A 19,668-nucleotide genomic window follows, 5' to 3' on the forward strand; every position below is an offset into this window, starting at 1 on the left:
CATTCTTTGACGAATGGCTTTTTTCATGCCTGAACGGAAAACGAAATGATGGAGGAAGAAAATGAAGCTTGTCGTTCTTGACGGCCATGCGCTCAATCCCGGAGATGTGAGCTGGGACGGAATTTCCGCGCTTGCGGACGAATTTATGGTATACGACAGGACGCCGCCCGACCTCGTCGCCGAGCGGATTGGGAACGCGGACGCAATTCTGCTCAACAAAGTCCGCATAACGAAGGAAATCCTATCCGCCTGCCCGAACCTGCGGTACATCGGCGTTCTCGCGACCGGATACAACGTCGTCGATGTCGCATCCTGCGCCGAAGCCGGAATCGTCGTCACGAACATCCCGTCCTACAGCACCGATGCCGTCGCGCAGCACATATTCGCGCTCATTCTTCATTTTGCGAGCAGGGTCGGAGAGCATTCCGATTCTGTCGCGCGCGGGGACTGGATAAAATGCCCCGATTTCTGCTATTGGGTGTCACCGCTGTCGGAGATTTCTGGAAAGACGCTGGGAATTTTCGGATTCGGGAACATCGGAAGGAAAGTCGCGCAGATTGCGCATGCTTTCGGGATGAACGTGATAATCCACGTCCATTCGCCGTCATCATTCACGGGCGGGGAGAAGTCGGTTTCAGTGGATGAGCTTTTCTCGGAAAGCGATTATCTTGCCCTCGCCGCTCCGCTTACGCCCGAGACGGAGAAAATCGTCTCCGAAAGGACGCTTTCCCTGATGAAGAGGAGCGCCGTCCTCGTGAACACCGCGCGCGGCGGTCTCGTCGACGAGCGTGCCGTCCGCGCGGCGCTCGATTCGGGCGCGCTTTCGGGCTATGCGGCCGACGTCCTTCTTTCAGAGCCGATGGACGTCGCCTCCCCGCTTGCCGGAGCGCCACGGTGCGTGATAACCCCGCATGTCGCGTGGGCCGCGAAGGAGACGCGGGAGCGCCTTCTCGGAATTGCGAGGGAGAACATAAAGTCGTTCCTCGCCGGTTCCCCCGTGAACGTCGTCCGCTGATTTTCAGCGCGAGGTGAGTTTGAAGAACGCGTCCTCGAGCGTTCGCGTTCCCGTCCGCGCGATTATCTCGTCCGCGCTTCCGCTTTCGGCAAGCCTTCCGGCATTCATGACGAAAACCGTGTCGCAGAGCGCGTCGACTTCCTGCATGAGATGCGTCGAGAGTATAATCGTGCGCCCCTTCTTGAGAGAGCGGACAAGCTCCCTCATCCTCACAATCTGCGCGGGGTCAAGACCGCTTGCTGGCTCGTCGAGGACTAGCACGGGCGGGTCGTTGACGAGCGCCTGCGCGAAGTTGACCCTCTCGCGCTGCCCTTTCGAAAGCCTCCCGATTTTTTCGTTCCAGAATTCGGCAAGCGAGCATCGTTCCGCGGCATTCATGGCGGAATCGTTGCCCGCGCCGCGCAGTCCTGCGCACATCATGATGAATTCGCTGACGAGAAGCTCGTCCGGCATGTTCGGGGTCTCCTCGACGAATCCCGTGAGCGCGCGCACCTTCTCCGTGTCGCCCTCCGCGTCGAACCCGTTTACGCACACGCTTCCCGCCGTCGCAAAATGGCGCGCGCAGATTGCCTTGAGTATCGTCGTCTTTCCCGCGCCGTTCAGCCCTATTATTCCGGTGACGGTTCCTTCCCCGCAGCGCATCGAAACGTCGCTGACGGCAGTTTTTTTTCCGTATGATTTCGAGAAATGCTTGAGCTCGACCATATTTTCCCTCTAGTCGACGTAGGGGATGTCGAACACCATCCTGTCGCGCGTCAGCTCCGCCGCCGGGAAAACCTCGCGGGCCTGCTCGAGGAGGACGGGAAGCTCCCTGTCCGTGTAGCGCGGGCTGTAGTGTATCATAGCCATCCGCGCCGAATTCGAGTCCCGCGCAATCCTTGCCGCCTGCCTGCTCGTCATGTGCTTCTTCTCCTTTGCCTGCTCCGCGCACGAGTCGTCGAACATGCCCTCGCAGATGAGCAGGTCGCTCCCGCGTACCTCGTCGGCTATCGAAGGAATGTACTGCGTGTCCGTGACGAAGCTGAATTTCCGTCCGCTCCTGCGCTCACCCATCACGTCGCCCGGCTCCACTGTCCGCCCGTTTTCCAGCGTGACGCTTTCTCCGCGCTGGAGCCTTCCCCAAAGCGGTCCACGCGGGATTCCGAGCGACTCCGCCTTCTCCGGGTTGAATTCTCCGGGGCGGTCAAGCTCCTCTAGCGTGTATCCGACGCACGTCTTCGTGTGCTGTAGTGGGAACGCGCGTATGTAGAACCCGTCGCCCTCGTGCACGATGCAGGGAGCCGTTATCTCCTTGACGATGACCGGGTAGTTTATGTACATGTCGAGGACTTTCCGGCTCGACTCCACGTATTCGGCGACCTTCGGGGGGCCGTATATGTAGAGCGGCTCCGTCCTGTCCACCTGGGAGCTGAGCATCATGATTCCTGGCAGCCCCGTCACGTGGTCCGCATGCGTGTGGGAGATGAATATCGCGTCGATTTTTTTCCATTTCAGGTTGAGCCGTTTCAGCGAGACCTGCGTTCCTTCTCCGCAGTCGAAGAGGAACAAATCCCCGTCGCGGCGGAGAAGTACCGATGTCAAATGTCTGTAAGGCAGCGGCATCATTCCGCCGCAGCCGAGTACGAATGCTTCCATGTTCATGGACATGATTTTAGTGGATGAGGGGCATAAAAATCCACAGGCAAAAAAAATCCGCGCGACCGTTATGCCCGCGCGGATTCTCCCGGATGCGCCCGGGAAGCGTTTGCCGTGCCGCTATTTCTTCGCGTTCACGGCGACGATTGTCTCGAGCGCGAGCTTCATCATGTTCGTGAACGTCGTCTGCCGTTCCTCAGCCGTGGTCTGCCCGCCGAGGAGGATGTGGTCCGAGACGGTCATTATCGCCATCGCGTTGCGCTTGTGCTCCGCCGCGAGGGTGAACAGCTCCGCGCTTTCCATCTCGATTCCGAGAACGCCGTACTCGGCCCATTTCTTCCAGTTCTCGTTCTTGTCGTAGAAGAAATCGGACGAGGCGACCGAGCCGACCTGGTAGCGGATTCCCATCTTCTCCGCGATTGAGTCGGCCGTCTTCACGAGGGGGAAGCTCGCCGTGGGCGCGAAGTGGAGGGAGCCGAAGCGCTGGTTGAGGAGGCACGAGTCCGAGCATGCCGCGTTTACGATGATTGTGTCGCGAAGCTGCGTGTCAGCGCTTACCGCGCCGCACGTTCCGACGCGGATTGCGTTCTGGACGCCGTAAAAGCGGAACAGCTCCGTGACGTAGATGGAGAGTGACGGCTGTCCCATTCCCGTTCCCTGGACGCTCACGGGAACGCCCTTGTATGTTCCCGTGAAACCGAGCATCCCGCGGACCTCGTTGTAGCATTTCGCGTCCTCGAGGAAATTCTCCGCGATGAATTTCGCGCGGAGCGGATCTCCCGGAAGAAGGATGTTCGGTGCGATTGCGCCTTCGGGCGCGTTGATGTGTGTGCTCATGTTAAGCTCCTTTTGTTTCGTTGAATTTATTATTGTCCGCGGCGCGTTCTTCAGCAGAAAAGCACCCCGAACGCTCCTCCCGCCATCACTATGAAAACGGGATGGATTTTCGTTTTGAACAGCACGGCGAGCGCGACGAGATAGAAGACCGCGTTCGGTGCCTGTACGACGGCGTTCTTCCATGTGTGCATGTCGCTCCACGAGAAATCGCCCGCCATCGTTATGAGCGAAATCTGGATGACCTTGACGGCCGCGACCGCTATGACGCCGGAGACGGCGGGGCGCAGCGTGGAGAATGCCGCCTTCACGCCCTTCCTGTCGGCGAACGCCGCGAAGAAACGCGCGATTAGTATGATGCAGATAATCGACGGCATGACTTCACCGACCGTCGTCACGATTCCGCCGCCCGCCCCGTAGAGCTCCGTGCCGACGTATGTCGCCATGTTGATTCCGATGGGGCCCGGCGTGCTTTCCGATATCGCGACCATGTTGTAGAAGCTTTCCGTGGAAAGCAGGCGGAAGTTGTCCACGATGACCTGCTGGATTACCGTGAGCGAGACAAGCCCGCCCCCGACCGTTATCAGCCCCACGTAGAAGAAAACCGCCGTGAGGCACAGGAGTCCGAGCAGCGAATGCGACTGTATCTCCGTTATAATGAACTCCGTCATTCCGCTTTCTCCTTGCGGAATTCCCCGCGCGCGCCCGCGATTGCGACGCCGACAAGCGCGCTTCCGATTATAATCCATATCGTCCCGACGTTGAGCGCGAATATCAGAACGAACGCCGCCACAAGGAGCGCCGCGCCGAGGATTCCGCTCACCGCCTTGGACGCGAATTTCCACACCGCCTGCGTGAGGAGCGCCGCCACCGCGACGTTAATCCCCGTGAGAGCGCGCTGCACCCACGCGATTTCGGCGAAATTCGATATGAACTCGGCGATTATCGTTATGATGATTACCGACGGGCAGACCATCCCCGCCGTCGCGACAATTCCCCCGGGAATCCCCGCCCTCTTGTGCCCGACGAACGTCGAGACGTTGACGGCTATGATTCCGGGCGTGGACTGGCCTATCGCGAAATAGTCGAGAAGCTCGTCGGACGTCGTCCATCCGCGTTTCTCCGTCAGCTCCCGCTCGAGGATTGAGAGCATCGCGATTCCGCCCCCGAACGTGCACAGCCCGATTTTGAAGAACACCGTGAACAGCCCGAGAAGCCTTTTCCCGAGCGTCCCGTCATTTTGTTGCATTTTTTCCATGCACACTCCTGTAAAAAAAATTGCAGCAAGAGATATGCGTCTTATTTTCTGGCGTAAAGCTCGCCCATCTCATGAAGCCAGGCGGCCTTCTCCTCCGCGCGTTTCCCCTCGAAGAATTTCCGCTCCGCCCTCCATGCCCAGTTCGCGCCGGACGTCGACGGAAGGTTCATCCTGCCCTCGGAGCCGACTGCCCAGACGTCCTGCAGCGGGACGACGGCAAAATCGGCGATGGAGGCGAACACTTCCCGGACAAGCGACTCCGTGAGCTTTCCGGTGTCGCACAGCCGCAGCGCCTCCTTCTCACCGACAGACCTTCCCTCGACGTACGAGGCGACGAGCGCGACGAAATCCTCCGACATGGAGTTGAGGAACCCCTGCGTGGTGTCGTTGTCGTGCGTCCCCGTGTACGCGACGCAGTTCTTTGTCAGGAAGTTGTGCGGCAGGAACGAATTGACGAGCGCGCCCGCCTTCTTCTCGTCCTTGCTGAACGCGAACTGGAGGACCTTCATGCCAGGAAGCCCGCAGCTGTCCCTGAGCGAGGCGACCTCGTCCGTGATGATGCCGAGATCCTCCGCGATGAGCGGAAGCTCGCCGAGCGCCTTTTTGAGCGCGTCGAAGAATTTGATTCCCGGCCCTTTCTCCCATTTCCCGTTTATCGCGTTCGCGCTTCCGGCGGGGACAGCCCAATAGCTTTCGAACGCCCGGAAATGGTCGATGCGGACGAAATCGACGAGCTTGAGCATCCGCCTGACCCGTTCTATCCACCATGAGTACCCGTCGGCCTCGAGCGCGTTCCAGTCGTAGAGCGGGTTCCCCCACAGCTGCCCGATTGCCGAGAAGTAGTCCGGGGGAACGCCCGCGACGGACGAGAAGCCCCTGTCGGAGTTGAGCTGGAAGAATTTCTGGTTCGACCATACGTCGGCGCTGTCCGGGGCGACGAATATCGGGACATCCCCGATTATCTGGATTCCCTTCCCGTTCGCGTACGCCTTGAGCCTGTTCCACTGCACCGACGCGAAGAACTGAATCGCCTCGTGCATCAGGAAATCCTCCGGGTGGGAGTCGATCCACGCGTCAACCGCCTGTTTCTCGTGCCCCGCGAGGCTCTTCTCCCAGTACGTGTTCCACGTCCCCGGGACGCCCTCCGCCTGCGCCATCTCGTCGTAATGCGATTTTATGCTCATGAACGCGGCATAGTCCCTGAGCCAGAATTTGTTCTCCTGGCAGAAAAGATAGAACGCGACCTTCTTGTCGGAGAATCCCTTCACGCCCTGCTCCATCGGGTTCGTTATCGCCTCGACGAATTTCCGCGCGGCAACCTTGAGCGCGGCGTTCTTCCAGTATACGACGGCGCCGTAATCGACGTTTCCCGCCTTCCGGATGTACGGCGGAGTCCTCATGTCGGCCCTGCTTGCATACCCGTCGGCGACAAGGTCGTCGAAGTCGATGAGCAGCGGGTTCAGCGCGAAGGAGGAGAAGCTCTGGTAGGGGCTGTCCCCGTATCCCGTCGGCCCGAGCGGCAGCACCTGCCAAAGACCAATTCCCGCCTTTTCCAGCCAGTCCGCGAACGCGAACGCCGTGCGCCCTATCGTCCCGATTCCCGGCGTGAACGGGAGCGATGTCGGATGAAGAAGTATACCTGATTTCCTGCTCTGCATTTGTTTTTCCTCCTTTGAGCGGATATTCTACCATAAATAAGGGATTTTGTTTTCTCTGAAAATATTGCGTTTTTTCGCAAATAGTAGCAGACTGTCGAAATCTTTACGTAATATTTCAGGGGTTTTTATGTTCAAACCAGAGCTAATCAGCAGCTTGGGACGCTACAGCGGCAGGAAGTTCGCCAGCGATTTCGTGGCTGGAATCATCGTCGGAATAGTCGCGCTCCCGCTCGCCATCGCGTTCGCCATCGCGTCGGGCGTGGAGCCTGCCGCAGGGCTGTTCACGGCGATAATCGCGGGCTTCCTCATCTCCGCCCTGGGCGGGTCGACCGTGCAGATTGGAGGCCCGACAGGAGCCTTCACCGTCATCATATACGGCATCGTGTCGCAGTTCGGGCTTTCGGGGCTTGCGACGGCAACGGTGATGGCGGGAATACTGCTCATCCTGCTCGGCGCGTTCAAGATGGGCGGTCTCGTCAAGTTCATCCCGTACACGATTGTCACCGGCTTCACCGCGGGAATCGCCGTCACGATTGCGGGCGGCCAGCTGGGGAATTTCTTCGGGCTTACGCCAGACTTCTCGTCGCCCGTCGTGCTTTTGGGTGAGGAATACTCGAAGATGCCGGGCGATTTCCTTCCGAAGATGATGGCGTTCGCGCATTTCTTCGGCACGTTCGACCTGTATTCGTTCCTCGTGGCGGGAGTCTCGCTCGTCTTCCTTTTCGTGTGGGCGCGCTTTATAAAGAAGATTCCCGGCTCCATCGTCGTCATACTCGTCACGACAATCCTCACCGTCGTGCTCAGAAACAGGTGCGGGATGGAGATTTCGACAATCGGCGAGATTCCGACGAGCCTTCCCTCGCCGATGCTGCCCGATTTCTCTCTGAAGACCGTGACGACGCTTTTCCCGACGGCGGTCTCCATAGCCGTTCTCGCCGCCATCGAGTCGCTTCTGTCGGCCGCGGTCGCCGACGGTATGACGGGCGACAAGCACGACTCGAACACGGAGCTCATCGGCCAGGGAATCGCGAACATCGTGACGCCTCTTTTCGGGGGAATTCCCGCTACCGGCGCAATCGCGAGGACCGCGACGAACATCAAGAACGGGGGGCGGACCCCTGTCGCGGGAATCGTCCACGCGCTCACGCTGCTCGTAATCGTCCTCTTCGCGGGAAAGTATGCCGCGTGGATTCCGATGCCGGCATTGGCAGCCGTCCTCGTCAACGTCGCGTGGAACATGGCGGGGTTCCCCGCAATCCGCGCGCTTCTCCGCGGCCAGAAATCGGACATCTGCGTGTTCTCCGTCACGTTCCTCATCACCGTCTTCGTCGATTTGACCGTCGCGATTACGGTCGGTCTCGGGTTCGCGGCGTTCTTCTTCATAAAGAAGATGATAGACCTCTCGGAGGTGCAGAGCGGCGGCGGAATTTCCGGCGGAATCGGGAATTCTGTCAACACGATAGACATGCCGGAGGAGAAGCTCGACATCCCCGACGGCGCCATGGTCTATGAGATTGACGGCCCGCTTTTCTTCGGCACCGTGCGCAAATTCGAGGTCGCCGTCGAGAAGGCCGGAATCCAGTACAAGGTTCTGATTCTCCGCATGAGGAACACGTCGTACCTCGATGCCGGCGGAATCCGCGCGCTTGAGCAGGCGCTCGCCGCGCTGGGCAGGCGGAAGGTTACGCTCGTCCTTTCCGGCGTCCATGAGCAGCCTCGCCGCCTCCTCGAGAAGACCGGCATGGTCGAGCGTCTCGGCGCGGAGAACGTGTGCGACAACATCGCGCTTGCCCTCGCACGGACGCGCGCGATTCTCGCGTCGTGAGTTTTTTTTCCGCGTTTTAGAAAAAACGAAACGCCCCGGGCGTGCGGGATGCGGTCCTGCATCTCACTCGCTCCGGGGCGTTTTTGTTTTCGGCGCCATCTACCAGGCTTTCCGATAGATGTTCTCCATGTCTGCCCGCTCGAGCTTCCTCACCGCGCCGAGCGTCCGCTTTCCGTCGAACGACGCCTTCCTCGCAAGCTCGGCGACGACGTAGTCGCCCCATTTCAGGCTGACTCCCTCCTGCCGCGAAAGGTCCCTGATTCTTGTCGGCATCCCGATTTCCGCGAAGAACGATTCCATCGCCTCGATTCCCGAAACAGCGTTCTCCCTGTCGCCCGCGCCCGAAATACCGAAGACGCCGCCCGCAAGTTCCGCGAACCTGCTGATGTCGGAGGTGAAGACGTACCGCGCCCATGCCGGCCATATCGCCGTGAGCCCCGCCCCGTGCGTGACGTCGAACATGCCGCTGAGCTCGTGCTCAAGCTGGTGGGTCGCCCAGTCCCCGTTCGAGCGCATTCCCGTAAGGTCGTTGTGGCTGAGGCTTCCCGCCCACATTATCTCCGCGCGCGCGTCGTAGTCGCCTGGATTTTTCAGGAGAATCCTTGCCGAGGCAATGACTGTGCGTATGAGGGAGAACGCAATCGAGTCCGTGAGCATGGAATGGTCGCCGCTTTTCGTGAAGAACCGCTCCATCGTGTGCATTATGATGTCCGCGATGCCGCTGAACGTCTGCCATGACGGAAGCGTCATCGTAAGCTCCGGGTTGAGCACCGCGAATTTCGGCCTGTACGATTCGTTGTTGCATCCCCGCTTTATGTCGCCGTCCTCGTTCGTTATCACCGACGACGATGACATCTCGCTTCCTGCCGCCGCCAACGTGAGGACCGCCCCGACGGGAAGGCAGTCGCGGTTCGGCTCCGCCTTTCCGGAGTAGAAATCCCACACCGGCCTGTCCGCCCTCGTCCCCATGGCTATCGCCTTCGCGGAGTCGATTACAGAGCCGCCGCCAGCCGCAATCACCATGTCGATTTCCTTTTCGCGGCATATCGCGATTCCATCCTCTACTTTCGACAGCCGAGGGTTCGGGACGACGCCCCCGAGCGTCTCGAATTTTATTCCCGCATTTTCGAGCGACCGGCAGATTCTTCCGACAAGCCCCGACGCGAGCGCCGATTTCCCCCCGAAATGGACGAGCACGTTCGTTCCGCCGTTTTCCCGCGCAAGCTCCCCGACATGCTCCTCCGCACCGCGCCCGAACACGACTTTTGTCGGCGCGCTGTATATGAAATCCGTCATTCTTGACCTCCGAACGGCTCAGTATAGTAAATTACCGCGTGAATTGTCATTGACATTTTTCGGGGCTGATTTTTCGTTGCGAGTTATAGATTTTTGAATTAGAGTGTGTTTTTATGAGGGTGCATTTTATTTTTGCGGTTGCGTTCTCGGTTATTTCCGCTGCTTTCTTTTCCGGGAACGTTTCCGCCGCAGATTACCGCGAGCCGTGCAAGGTCGTCCGCGTCGGTTATTACAGGAACAGCGAGCCTTTTATGAACGGCGGGAGCGAGGACGAACCGAAGGGCGGGTATGCCTACGAATATCTGCAGACGCTTGCCGTTTATACGGGATGGAAATACGAGTACGTTTACGGCGATTTTACCGAGCTGTACGCGAAGCTCGTCTCCGGGGAGATAGACCTGCTCGGGGACATTTCCTTCCTCGAGGAAAGGCGCGCCGAGCTTGACTACCCCGATTTCCCGATGGGCACGGAGTCATACTACATATACGCGAGCCCTGCCGCCGCCGAGAGGATTATGCTCGACGACGACGCGGGCGTGCTTGACGGGATGTCGATATGCTGTGTCGGCGGGGAGTCCTTCCAGTACAGGCTTCTGCTCGACTGGCTCGAGGACAAGAACATCTCGCTCGATATCGTTTTCATGTCGTATGACGACGTGTCGTTCGACGACTTCAAGAACGGGAAATTCGACCTTCTCGTCCTGATGGATTCCGTCGCGGACATATCGTTCGAGCCGCTGTTCAGGCTTGGCGCGTCCGACATATACCTCGCCGTGTCGAAGATGCGCCCCGACATTCTCGCCGAGCTGAATTCCGCCCTCAACGAGATATTCGTGTCGAACCCGTATTTCAACCAGCAGCTTTGGGAGCGCTACTATTCGAACACGTCGTTCACGAGAAGGCTTTCGGCACGCGAGCGAAAATGGTTCGACGAGCACCCGCGTCTCCGCATCGGCTGCCTGAAGGACGGGATTCCCTTCTCTTTTTATGACGAGGGGTTGGAGCGGACGGAGGGAATCATCGTCTATCTGACCGAATGCCTGAAGAATGTGTTCGGCGTGGAGTCCGACATCGAATTCTCATTCTACGACCAGGTGAACGAGGCGGAGGTCGCGCTCAAGAACGGCGTCGTCGACGTGATTTTTCCGAGCGTCTACGATTTGGATTCCGCCGAGAAAAGCGGGAGCATGATGTCGAAGCCCGTCATGAATTCGGGATACAGCTACATATTCGGGAACAAGAAGCTCATGAATTCGATTGCCGTCGTGAAGAACAGCCAGTCGCTCAGCTACGTGTCCCGCTTCTTCCCGAACGCGAGTGTCATCGAGGCGGATTCGTTCAAGGAATGCCTCGATTTGGTGATGCGGGGAACGGTTTCCGGGGCAGTCGTCAGCAGCTTCAAGATTTCGCGCTACATCTCGCTCAGGAAGAAATACCGGTCGCTCAATGTGATGAACCTCCCGAACAGCGATTCCGTCTCGTTCAGCGTCATGCACGAGAATTATGTCCTTGTCTCCGCCCTGAACAAGCTCGTGAACTACGTCCGCAGCGCCGACCGCCTGAACGAAATCGTGATGAACCTTTCCCTCCGCGTCGGAAAATACACGATGCGCGATTTTTTCGACGATTATCTCGTGCTCATCATGACGTGGCTCGCCGTGTCGCTCGTCCTCCTGCTCTCGCTTTTCGTCGCGCTCGACAGGCTCAAGATGATGATAAACTACGACGTCCTGACGCACCTGATGAACAGGCGCAAGCTGACGCCCTATTTCGACACGGCGCTTTCACGCGCCATCCAGAAGGGCGAGCCGTTCTCGATTCTCATTTTCGACCTCGACGATTTCAAGCATGTCAACGACACATACGGGCATTCGGCGGGCGACGACGTGCTGAAGATGGCGTCGTCCACGATTCTCAAGGGAATCGACAGACACGACATGGCGTTCCGGTGGGGCGGCGAGGAATTCCTCGTCCTGATGCGCGCCGACCCGAAAATCGTCAGGCGTGCTGCCGAGCGCATCAGGGCAGCGATTTCCGCCCAGAAAGTCATGTATCGGGACAAGTCGATTTCGATAACGGCGACAATCGGCGTGTCGTCCTACGCTCCCGGCGCGACGCGGACGAGCATGTTCCAGGAGGCGGACAGAAATTTGTACGAGGGAAAGCGGAGCGGGAAGAACAAGGTCGTCACGAGCTGATTTTGCGTCTGCGCGAAATCGATATGCCGTCTCCGAGACTGATGAATTCCGTCGTGAATTCTTCGTTCGCCTTGAGGAATTCGACATAGCGGCGGATTTTTTTGACGAGCTGGAGCGTGCTGTGGTTCCGCGTCAGGCTCGGGTCTGCGACCATGCCGTGGAATTCGAGGTTGTCGCTTATAATCGCGCCGCCTTCCGAAAGGTTCGCCTTGTATTTTTCGAAGAACCGCTCGTATTGCGCCTTTGCCGCGTCGATGAAAATGACGTCGAATTTTCTGTCCCCGATTTCGTATTCGAGCGCGTCCGCGTGAATAATCTCGATTCTGCCGGAAAGCCCTGCCGCGTCGATGTTCTTCCGCGCGCTCTCGAACCGCTCATCGTCGATTTCAATCGTCGTGACGCGCGTTTCCGGGGCAGTCCGCGCGAATTTTATCGCCGAATATCCGATGGCGCTTCCGATTTCGAGGATTTCCCGAGCGCCCGTTTTCCGTATGAAGTCGCAGATGAAATCGGAGCCCTCGTCCTGCATTATCGGAACGTTGTTTTCCATCGCCGATTTCTGGATTTCCGTCGCGCCGTTTTCCGACGAAAGCAGGTCGATGAATTTTTCGACCTCGCTTGCCACCGCAAAAACCAAATCGGGCTTTTCCGCGAGAAGCTCCTCCCTTTTTCCGAGCCCGTCCCTGCACGCGATTGTCATGCATCCGAAGGATTTTCCGCATTTTATGTCGACGGCGCTGTCGCCAATCATCACGGTATTTTCCTTCCCGAATTTCGTCCCGCACGATTCGTTGATTTTCCGCACGGTCATTTCAAGCGCCCGCGGGTCAGGCTTCCGGAATCCGCTTTCCGGGCAGACAACAGCGCTGAAATATCCGGCAATTCCGAAAATATCGAGGATTTTTCGTGCGACGTGCTCAGGTTTGTTCGTGAGGAGCGCGCATTTCTTTCCTTTTTTTGAGAGAACCTTGAGCAGTTCCGGAATTCCCGCGTATGTTTTTGTCTTCGTCACGGGATGCTCGCCGTAATAGCTCAGGTACCACGCGAGGATTTCCTCTGTTTTCCGCTTCCCGCTTTCCGTCGTCTCGTCGAATTTTCCCCGCGTCGAGGATTTGAGCGCGCGGATGATGAGCGCCCGCGCCCCGTCACCAGTGAACGAGATAAGCTCCTGCGTCGGAATGTTGAAATACCCGAAATGCGAGAGCGTCGCGTTCACGCAGTCGGCGATGTCCTCCCCCGAATCGATGAGCGTTCCGTCCATGTCGAATACATACAAAGAAATCATTCAATCACCTCTTTTTCGCGCGCTATTCTATCTTTTTTTTCCGCGTGCCTCAAACAGCAAACCTGTTCTGCCCGCAAAAAGACCAACGCTCATTTTTGTGCTACAATGCCCGCCTATTTTTCTCATAACGGAACGTAAAAGCGTGAATCCATCATTTTATCTTTCAAAATTGAGGAACAGCGAGCCTCTTTCGTTCAGGCAGCAGGTCCTTCTCATCGTTTTTCTGAGCGTGCCGTCGATTATGGCGCAGCTTTCTTCGATTATCATGTCGTACATCGACGCGTCGATGGTCGGGCATTTGGGGGCTGCCGAGGCGGCGTCAATCGGGCTTGTCGCGTCGAGCACGTGGCTTTTTCTCGGCTTCACGTTCGCGGCGGCGATGGGATTTACGGTTCAGGCGGCGCAGCTTATCGGCGCGAACAAAGAAAAAGAGGCGCGGAACCTCCTGAAAATCGCGCTTGCCTCGACGATGTTTTTTTCCCTCGTTCTTATGGCGGCGGGAATTTCCGTGAGTTTTTTCCTTCCGGGGTGGCTCGGCGGAAGCGAGGAGATTTTCCGCGATTCGTGGGCGTATTTCTTCATTTTCTGCCTCTCGATTCCCGTGATACAGCTGAACGACCTCTGCGCGGAAATGCTCCAATGCTCCGGGGAGATGAAATTCCCGAGCATGATGCAGATTCTGATGGCAGTGCTGAACATAATCCTCAATTACATCCTGATTTTCGTCATGAAGATGGGCGTCGTCGGTGCCGCGCTTTCGACGCTTGTCTCGCGTACCGTCGTGACGGCGCTGCTTTTCGCCTTCCTGTTTTTCAAATCGCCCGTCTTGAGCGTGCGGAAGAACGAGCGCATGGTTTTCGACTGGAATGTCGTGAAGAACGCGCTGAAAATCGGGCTTCCGGTCGCGTTCGAGCAGGTAATCATGTCCGGCGGGCAGATTGCATACACGAGGATTGTCTCCCCGCTCGGGAACATTCCTCTCGCGGCAAATTCGTTCGGGATTACGGTCGAAAGCCTCTGCTACATGCCTGCCGCGGGAATTGGCGCCGCCGCGTCGACGTTGTGCGGGCAAAGTTTCGGAGCCGGGCGCCTCGATTTGACGTACCGGTTCGGCTGGCTTACGGCGGCGCTCGGGATGGCTCTCATGGTCGTCACGGGCGGGCTGATGTTCGTTTTTGCGCCGGAAATGATTGGGCTTCTCACGCCTGACGCCGAAATCCGCGCGCTCGGCTCGAAAATTCTTCGGATTGAGTCGTTCTGCGAGCCGTTTTACGGCGCTTCCCTCGTCATAAACGGGGCGTTGCGCGGAACGGGAGACACGCTTGTCCCGAGCATCTTCAAATTCGCGTCCGTCTGGTTCGTCAGGATTCCGCTCGCGCTCGTTCTTGCCGGGCGATACGGTCTTGAGGGAATTTGGTTCGCGATGAGCTTCGAGCTGTGCGTCCGCGGAATCCTTTTCCTTTTCAGGCTCTGGTCGTCTTCAAGGAAATCACGCTGATTTTGCCGATATAGCTTTTTTGTATTGGTCTGCCGCGTTTATTTTGGTTTTTCAAATTGAAGTTTTTTCTCATCTTCATTATTTTTTCTGTTCATGGAGGTGAAACCGTGGTGAAACTGAATGGAGAAATCGCGGAGAATGCGGCAGGAAAAATGCTCCGCGATTTTCTTTTGGAAAGCGGTTTTGATGTCGGTCGCATAGCCGTCGAGATTGACGGCTCAATCGTTCCGAAAAAATCGTGGGAGAGCACGCCAATCGCCGACGAATGCTCTATCGAAGTCGTGAGTTTTGTCGGGGGCGGCTGATTATGACGATTGAATTCAACGGGAAGAAAATCGAAACTGCATCGTCCGACATCGATTCTCTGCGCGCGGAATTGGGAATTGCGGAAAAAAGCGTCTGGATTCTTGACGGGTTTCAGATTGACGGAAACGCGCCCCTTCGCGAAGGATGCTCCGTCCATTTCATACGGAAGGGGGAATTTCCTCCGAGCGACGTCCTCGAGGGGATGATGGCGGCAAGGCACACTCCGGGCGTGCACAAAAAGCTCAAGGATGCGCATGTCGCCATTGCGGGGCTGGGCGGGCTCGGCTCGAACATCGCGGTCATGCTTGCGCGGGTCGGCGTCGGGCATCTCCATATCGTCGATTTCGATGTCGTTGAGCCGAGCAACCTCAACCGGCAGCAGTATTTCGTGTCGCATCTGGGGATGAAGAAAACCGAGGCGCTGAAGGATTTGCTCCGCCAGGTGAATCCCTACATCGAGGTCGTTGCCGACGATGTGCGCGTCTGTGCCGAAAACTGCGCGGAGCTTTTCCGAGGCGACTCCATAATATGCGAGGCGTTCGACAAGCCGGATGCGAAGGCGATGATTGCGGAGGGCGTCCTTTGCGAGCTTCCCGACGCCGTCCTCATTTCCGCGTCAGGAATGGCAGGATTCGGAGAAAGCAATCTCATAAAAACAGAGAAAATCGGCAGGAATTTCTACATCTGCGGCGACAGGGTGAACGGCGCGAAAGTCGGAATGGGGCTTATGGCTCCGCGCGTGACGATTTGCGCGGCCCATCAGGCGAATCTCGTCGTCGAGCTTCTTGCGGGAACATCCGGGCAGATTTAAAACCATAAAAAGTGCGAATAAAAAAACGGAGATAAAAAAAATGGAAAAAAAAGACACATGGAATCTCGGCGGGCACGAATTCTCGTCGCGGTTCATACTCGGTTCCGGAAAATACAATCTGAACCTGATAAAGGCCGCCGTCGAGAATGCGGGAGCGGAGATAATAACGCTCGCGTTGAGGCGCGCGAACACGCGCGACGGCGAAAATATCCTCGATTTCATTCCGAAGGGCGTGACACTTCTTCCGAACACTTCCGGCGCGCGGAATGCCGACGAAGCCGTCAGAATCGCGCTTCTCGCGCGCGAGATGGGGTGCGGCGATTTCGTGAAAATCGAGATAATGCGCGACACGAAATATCTTCTTCCCGACAACGCCGAGACTGTCCGCGCGACGGAAAAACTCGCGAAGGAAGGTTTCGTCGTCATGCCGTACATGTTTCCCGATTTGAATACGGCGCGCGACCTCGTGAATGCCGGGGCTTCCTGTGTCATGCCGCTTGCCTCCCCCATCGGCTCGAACAAGGGTCTTTCCGCAAAATCGTTCATCCAGATTCTCATCGATGAAATCGAGCTTCCAATAATCGTTGACGCCGGAATCGGAAAGCCGTCGCAGGCGTGCGAGGCAATGGAGATGGGCGCCGCAGCCGTTATGGCGAACACGGCAATCGCGACCGCGGGCGACATCCCGCTGATGGCGGAGGCGTTCAAAAATGCAATCGCCGCGGGAAGAAGCGCGTATCTTTCAGGGCTCGGCAGGGTCATCGAAAACGGGGCGAGCGCTTCCGACCCGCTCACCGGATTCCTGAGGTAATCGGAAATGGACAACGAATTCTTGATTGAGCGGAACGATTTGAGCGATGATGCGCGCAAACGGAAATTCCAGCTTGAGAACGACCCTTCATGCAGGACGAATCACATGGAATACATGGAGGGAATGGAACGGATAAAATCCGACGTCATGGAGCGCGTGATGGAGAACGTCCGCGCGTACGATGCCTCCTTGTACACGGAAATCGACGTGCGGAACGCGCTCTCGCACGAGACGTGCACAATCGATGACTTCAAGGCTCTGCTCTCTCCCGCGGCCCTTCCTTTCCTCGAGCAGATGGCTCATCGCGCGCAGATTGAGACGCGGCGCCATTTCGGAAAGTGCGTCTATCTTTTCACTCCGCTGTACATCGCGAATTATTGCGAGAATTACTGCGTCTACTGTGGTTTCAACTGCTACAACAACATCCATCGGAAAAAACTTTCCCCCGACGAAATCGAGCGGGAAATGAAAGTCATCTCGGAAAGCGGAATCGAGGAAATCCTGATGCTGACTGGCGAGTCGCGCGGAATGAGCGGAATCGAGTATATCGGCGAGGCTTGCCGGCGCGCCAGAAAGTATTTCCGCAACGTCGGCCTTGAAATATACCCCGTAAATTCGGACGAATACCGCTATCTTCACGAGTGCGGCGCCGATTACATAACGGTTTTTCAGGAAACGTACAATCCGGACAAATACGAGACGCTCCATCTCATGGGGCACAAGCGCGTCTGGCCGTACCGCTTCGAGTCGCAGGAACGCGCGCTGATGGGCGGAATGCGCGGAGTCGGTTTTTCGGCTCTTCTCGGGCTTGACGATTTCAGGAAGGATGCCCTCGCAACTGGGCTTCACGTCCATTTCCTTCAGCGAAAATATCCGCATGCGGAAATGTCGCTTTCATGTCCCCGCCTTCGTCCGATAGTCAACAACGACAAGATAAACCCGAAGGACGTCCACGAGCAGCAACTCTGCCAGATTCTGTGCGCGTACAGGATTTTCCTTCCGTTTGCCGGAATCACCGTTTCATCCCGCGAGGCTCCCCGTTTTCGCGACGGCATAATCAACATCGCCGCCACGAAAATTTCCGCCGGCGTCAGCACCGGAATCGGCGACCACGAGGAAAAATACAAGGGCAAGAAATCGGGCGATGCCGGAGACGAGCAGTTCGAAATCGCGGACACCAGAAGCTTCTCCGAAATTTACGATGCGATAAAAAAACAGGGGCTTCAGCCTGTCCTCAACGATTATATTTTTGTCTGAAAAGCCGCCGGGGCTCATTCCTCATGGTTCCCCGGCATTTTTGTCTTGCTCTGTCTGTTTCGGTATCTTATTACCGATTCTGAAATCCGTTCGGGATGACAACGCGTATGTGTCGAAACGATTTTCGGACAGAGCGTTTTTTCCGCGCTCAAAAAAGGAGGCTCCGATGAATTTCGGCGGAAACACAATTGTCGTCACGAACAGAAATCTGTGCGGGACGGATTTTCTCGCGAGAATAAGGGAAATCTGCATGGGCGACGCAATCGCGATTATCCTTCGCGAAAAAGACCTTCCCGAGGATGATTACGCGCGCCTTGCCCGTTCCGTCAATGGAATATGCGGAATATACGGAAAAAAATTCATCGCGCACAATTTTCCCGATGCCGCGCGCAGTCTCGGCATAAAAAGCATCCACCTTCCGCTGCCTGTTTTTCTCTCCGCAACAGAGAATCGTCGCCTTGATTTTTTCGACGAGATTGGAACTTCGGTTCATTCGGTCGAGGATGCCGTCGCCGCAGAAAAAGCCGGTGCTTCTTACATAACGGCGGGTCATATTTTCGACACTGACTGCAAAAAAGGAATCCCCGGGCGCGGGCTTCCTTTCCTTCGGGATGTGTGCGCTGCCGTGAGGATTCCTGTTTACGCAATCGGCGGAATAAAACCGCAGAACATCGGTTCCGTCATCGAATGCGGGGCGGCAGGCGGATGCGTAATGTCGCTCGCCATGTCGTGACGGATGTTTTTGTTTTCGTTACCTTCCGCGGATTTTCTTCAGGAGAACTTTGTGATACCACGCGCGGAAGTCCTCCGCTTTTGTGTAAAGGCGATAAAGGCAGGACAGAGGAACGTCAAAACTTCCCGGGCGGTGGATTTCTGCGCCGCCGAATCCCGTCTTGAAAAGGTACAGCCCGTGCATCGGGTGCTTTTCGTCGTCAGTCGGCGGAATTCCGTAGAAATCATAGACTTTCGAGCCGAATTTTCTGGCGTCGCAGATTGCCGTCCACTGCACCAGATACGCCGGCATCAAATTCCGCTTTACGTTTCCTGAACATCCGTAGAGGTAGACTGCCTCGTCTTTCTGAAACAGCGCGATTATCGCCGCCAAATCCTCCGATTTTCCGTCCTCCTCATGGCTTGCGATGTAAAGCACGATGTCGGTCGGGTTGTCGGACTGGCGGCTTTTCCATCCCCGTTCGAGCAAATCCGAATAATACGATTTCGGGTGGATTCCGATTCCGTCGCGCTCTGCCGTGACCTCGTAAAGGCTGTAGAACGAATTCAGCGATTTCTCGAAATCATTGTCCCCAAATCTGACCGCCCTAACTTTCACGCCGTGTTTCATCGCATAGCGGATGTTGTACCGCCATTTCGGTTTCATCGCGGCAAGAAGCTCATCCTCGCTTTTGTCGAGTTTGAGAACGACTGTGTCCGGCGGCTGTATATCGACCTTGTTCTTGTTGATTGTGCCGGAAATTTCCTTTGCGATACTTTTGCTGCGCCCGATAAATTCGTCGCGCTCCCCTACCGTTCCGAAATCTATCGGGAAATCGAACCGTATGCACAATGTGTTTTTCGGAAGCTTCGGCTTGACGAGTCCGGAAAACGCGACGACGTTCTCGATGTACTCTTTCTCCGTCTCGCCTTCCCTTTCCGGTGCCATGGGAACATACGCGAGCGCGACATTCGCCATTCCAAGCCTGAACAACCTGCACAGAATCGTCACTTTCTGCTTCTGCGCTCCGTATTCCGCGGAAATCTTTTCCCATCCGTGTCCGCATTTGAAATATGTCCAAAAATCAGTCTGCTGAAATCTCATGATGTTCATAATCGTTGCTTTTTTTGAGACAAACAACAACTATACATTTGTCCAAATTTTAAAAAATTTTTTTTCCGCTTCGCGGAACATACTGTTTTTCAGGGAAAGCAAAAACTTCTTCCGGGATTTCCGCTTCCTTGCCTGAACTATGCTTTTCCGTTCCGC

Annotated in this window: 18 protein-coding genes; 9 read left to right on the forward strand and 9 right to left on the reverse strand. The window is 56.7% G+C overall.

Going from position 1 to position 19,668, the window contains the following annotated elements:
- Window positions 1–61 precede the first annotated feature (61 nt).
- Window positions 62–1,015: a D-2-hydroxyacid dehydrogenase gene (locus TRESADRAFT_RS10195; protein WP_002705417.1), complete on the forward strand. Its 954-nt coding sequence runs from the start codon at window positions 62–64 to the stop codon at window positions 1,013–1,015.
- A 3-nt stretch (window positions 1,016–1,018) separates the two neighbouring features.
- On the opposite strand, the gene TRESADRAFT_RS10200 is transcribed toward TRESADRAFT_RS10195, so the two are convergent.
- From TRESADRAFT_RS10200 to malQ, 6 genes are all read right to left on the reverse strand, one after another.
- A complete protein-coding gene (locus tag TRESADRAFT_RS10200) occupies window positions 1,019–1,720 on the reverse strand; it encodes an ABC transporter ATP-binding protein (RefSeq protein WP_002705419.1) in 702 nt (233 codons plus the stop codon).
- Window positions 1,721–1,729: 9 nt separating this feature from the next.
- On the reverse strand, window positions 1,730–2,656 hold the full coding sequence (locus TRESADRAFT_RS10205) for a ribonuclease Z (protein WP_040842881.1): 927 nt from the start codon (window positions 2,654–2,656) through the stop codon (window positions 1,730–1,732).
- A 114-nt stretch (window positions 2,657–2,770) separates the two neighbouring features.
- Complete coding sequence (gene deoD, locus TRESADRAFT_RS10210; RefSeq protein WP_002705423.1) at window positions 2,771–3,487, reverse strand: purine-nucleoside phosphorylase; 717 nt, start codon at window positions 3,485–3,487, stop codon at window positions 2,771–2,773.
- A gap of 50 nt (window positions 3,488–3,537) precedes the next feature.
- The gene (locus tag TRESADRAFT_RS10215) at window positions 3,538–4,155 is read right to left on the reverse strand and encodes a chromate transporter (protein WP_002705425.1); all 618 of its coding nucleotides are present in this window, start codon (window positions 4,153–4,155) and stop codon (window positions 3,538–3,540) included.
- Window positions 4,152–4,742, reverse strand: a complete 591-nt coding sequence (locus TRESADRAFT_RS10220) for a chromate transporter (RefSeq protein ID WP_002705427.1) — start codon at window positions 4,740–4,742, stop codon at window positions 4,152–4,154. The genes TRESADRAFT_RS10215 and TRESADRAFT_RS10220 overlap by 4 nt, the downstream gene beginning before the upstream one ends.
- A gap of 41 nt (window positions 4,743–4,783) precedes the next feature.
- A complete protein-coding gene (malQ, locus tag TRESADRAFT_RS10225) occupies window positions 4,784–6,400 on the reverse strand; it encodes a 4-alpha-glucanotransferase (RefSeq protein ID WP_002705429.1) in 1,617 nt (538 codons plus the stop codon).
- Window positions 6,401–6,527: 127 nt separating this feature from the next.
- On the opposite strand from malQ, the gene TRESADRAFT_RS10230 reads away from it, so the two are divergent.
- Window positions 6,528–8,225, forward strand: a complete 1,698-nt coding sequence (locus TRESADRAFT_RS10230; protein WP_002705431.1) for a SulP family inorganic anion transporter — start codon at window positions 6,528–6,530, stop codon at window positions 8,223–8,225.
- Between the two features lie 99 nt (window positions 8,226–8,324).
- On the opposite strand, the gene TRESADRAFT_RS10235 is transcribed toward TRESADRAFT_RS10230, so the two are convergent.
- Window positions 8,325–9,521 (reverse strand): iron-containing alcohol dehydrogenase, encoded by a 1,197-nt coding sequence (locus TRESADRAFT_RS10235; protein ID WP_002705433.1) that lies wholly within the window; start codon window positions 9,519–9,521, stop codon window positions 8,325–8,327.
- Between the two features lie 113 nt (window positions 9,522–9,634).
- Between TRESADRAFT_RS10235 and TRESADRAFT_RS10240 the strand changes: the two genes are divergently transcribed.
- Window positions 9,635–11,719, forward strand: coding sequence for a transporter substrate-binding domain-containing diguanylate cyclase (locus tag TRESADRAFT_RS10240; RefSeq protein ID WP_002705435.1), 2,085 nt, complete (start codon window positions 9,635–9,637; stop codon window positions 11,717–11,719).
- On the opposite strand, the gene TRESADRAFT_RS16300 is transcribed toward TRESADRAFT_RS10240, so the two are convergent.
- Entirely contained in the window at window positions 11,709–13,004 is a 1,296-nt protein-coding gene (locus TRESADRAFT_RS16300) for an HAD-IA family hydrolase (RefSeq protein WP_002705436.1), read from the reverse strand. The two genes, TRESADRAFT_RS10240 and TRESADRAFT_RS16300, sit on opposite strands and share 11 nt — an antisense overlap.
- Window positions 13,005–13,173: 169 nt before the next feature.
- On the opposite strand from TRESADRAFT_RS16300, the gene TRESADRAFT_RS10250 reads away from it, so the two are divergent.
- The 6 genes from TRESADRAFT_RS10250 to TRESADRAFT_RS10275 all read left to right on the forward strand — a co-directional run bounded on the left by TRESADRAFT_RS10250 (window position 13,174) and on the right by TRESADRAFT_RS10275 (window position 18,420).
- Entirely contained in the window at window positions 13,174–14,502 is a 1,329-nt protein-coding gene (locus TRESADRAFT_RS10250; RefSeq protein WP_217169713.1) for an MATE family efflux transporter, read from the forward strand.
- A 107-nt stretch (window positions 14,503–14,609) separates the two neighbouring features.
- The gene (gene thiS / locus TRESADRAFT_RS10255) at window positions 14,610–14,807 is read left to right on the forward strand and encodes a sulfur carrier protein ThiS (RefSeq protein ID WP_002705438.1); all 198 of its coding nucleotides are present in this window, start codon (window positions 14,610–14,612) and stop codon (window positions 14,805–14,807) included.
- A 2-nt stretch (window positions 14,808–14,809) separates the two neighbouring features.
- Window positions 14,810–15,619 (forward strand): sulfur carrier protein ThiS adenylyltransferase ThiF, encoded by an 810-nt coding sequence (gene thiF, locus TRESADRAFT_RS10260; RefSeq protein WP_002705439.1) that lies wholly within the window; start codon window positions 14,810–14,812, stop codon window positions 15,617–15,619.
- A gap of 40 nt (window positions 15,620–15,659) precedes the next feature.
- On the forward strand, window positions 15,660–16,430 hold the full coding sequence (locus TRESADRAFT_RS10265; RefSeq protein WP_002705440.1) for a thiazole synthase: 771 nt from the start codon (window positions 15,660–15,662) through the stop codon (window positions 16,428–16,430).
- 6 nt (window positions 16,431–16,436) lie between these two features.
- Window positions 16,437–17,687, forward strand: coding sequence for a 2-iminoacetate synthase ThiH (gene thiH, locus TRESADRAFT_RS10270; RefSeq protein WP_002705442.1), 1,251 nt, complete (start codon window positions 16,437–16,439; stop codon window positions 17,685–17,687).
- A gap of 166 nt (window positions 17,688–17,853) precedes the next feature.
- Window positions 17,854–18,420: a thiamine phosphate synthase gene (locus TRESADRAFT_RS10275; RefSeq protein WP_002705444.1), complete on the forward strand. Its 567-nt coding sequence runs from the start codon at window positions 17,854–17,856 to the stop codon at window positions 18,418–18,420.
- 18 nt (window positions 18,421–18,438) lie between these two features.
- On the opposite strand, the gene TRESADRAFT_RS10280 is transcribed toward TRESADRAFT_RS10275, so the two are convergent.
- Complete coding sequence (locus TRESADRAFT_RS10280; protein WP_159100061.1) at window positions 18,439–19,503, reverse strand: lipid II:glycine glycyltransferase FemX; 1,065 nt, start codon at window positions 19,501–19,503, stop codon at window positions 18,439–18,441.
- Between the last annotated feature and the right edge of the window lie 165 nt (window positions 19,504–19,668).

The sequence above is a fragment of the Treponema saccharophilum DSM 2985 genome (assembly GCF_000255555.1).
Lineage (GTDB): Bacteria > Spirochaetota > Spirochaetia > Treponematales > Treponemataceae > Treponema_D > Treponema_D saccharophilum.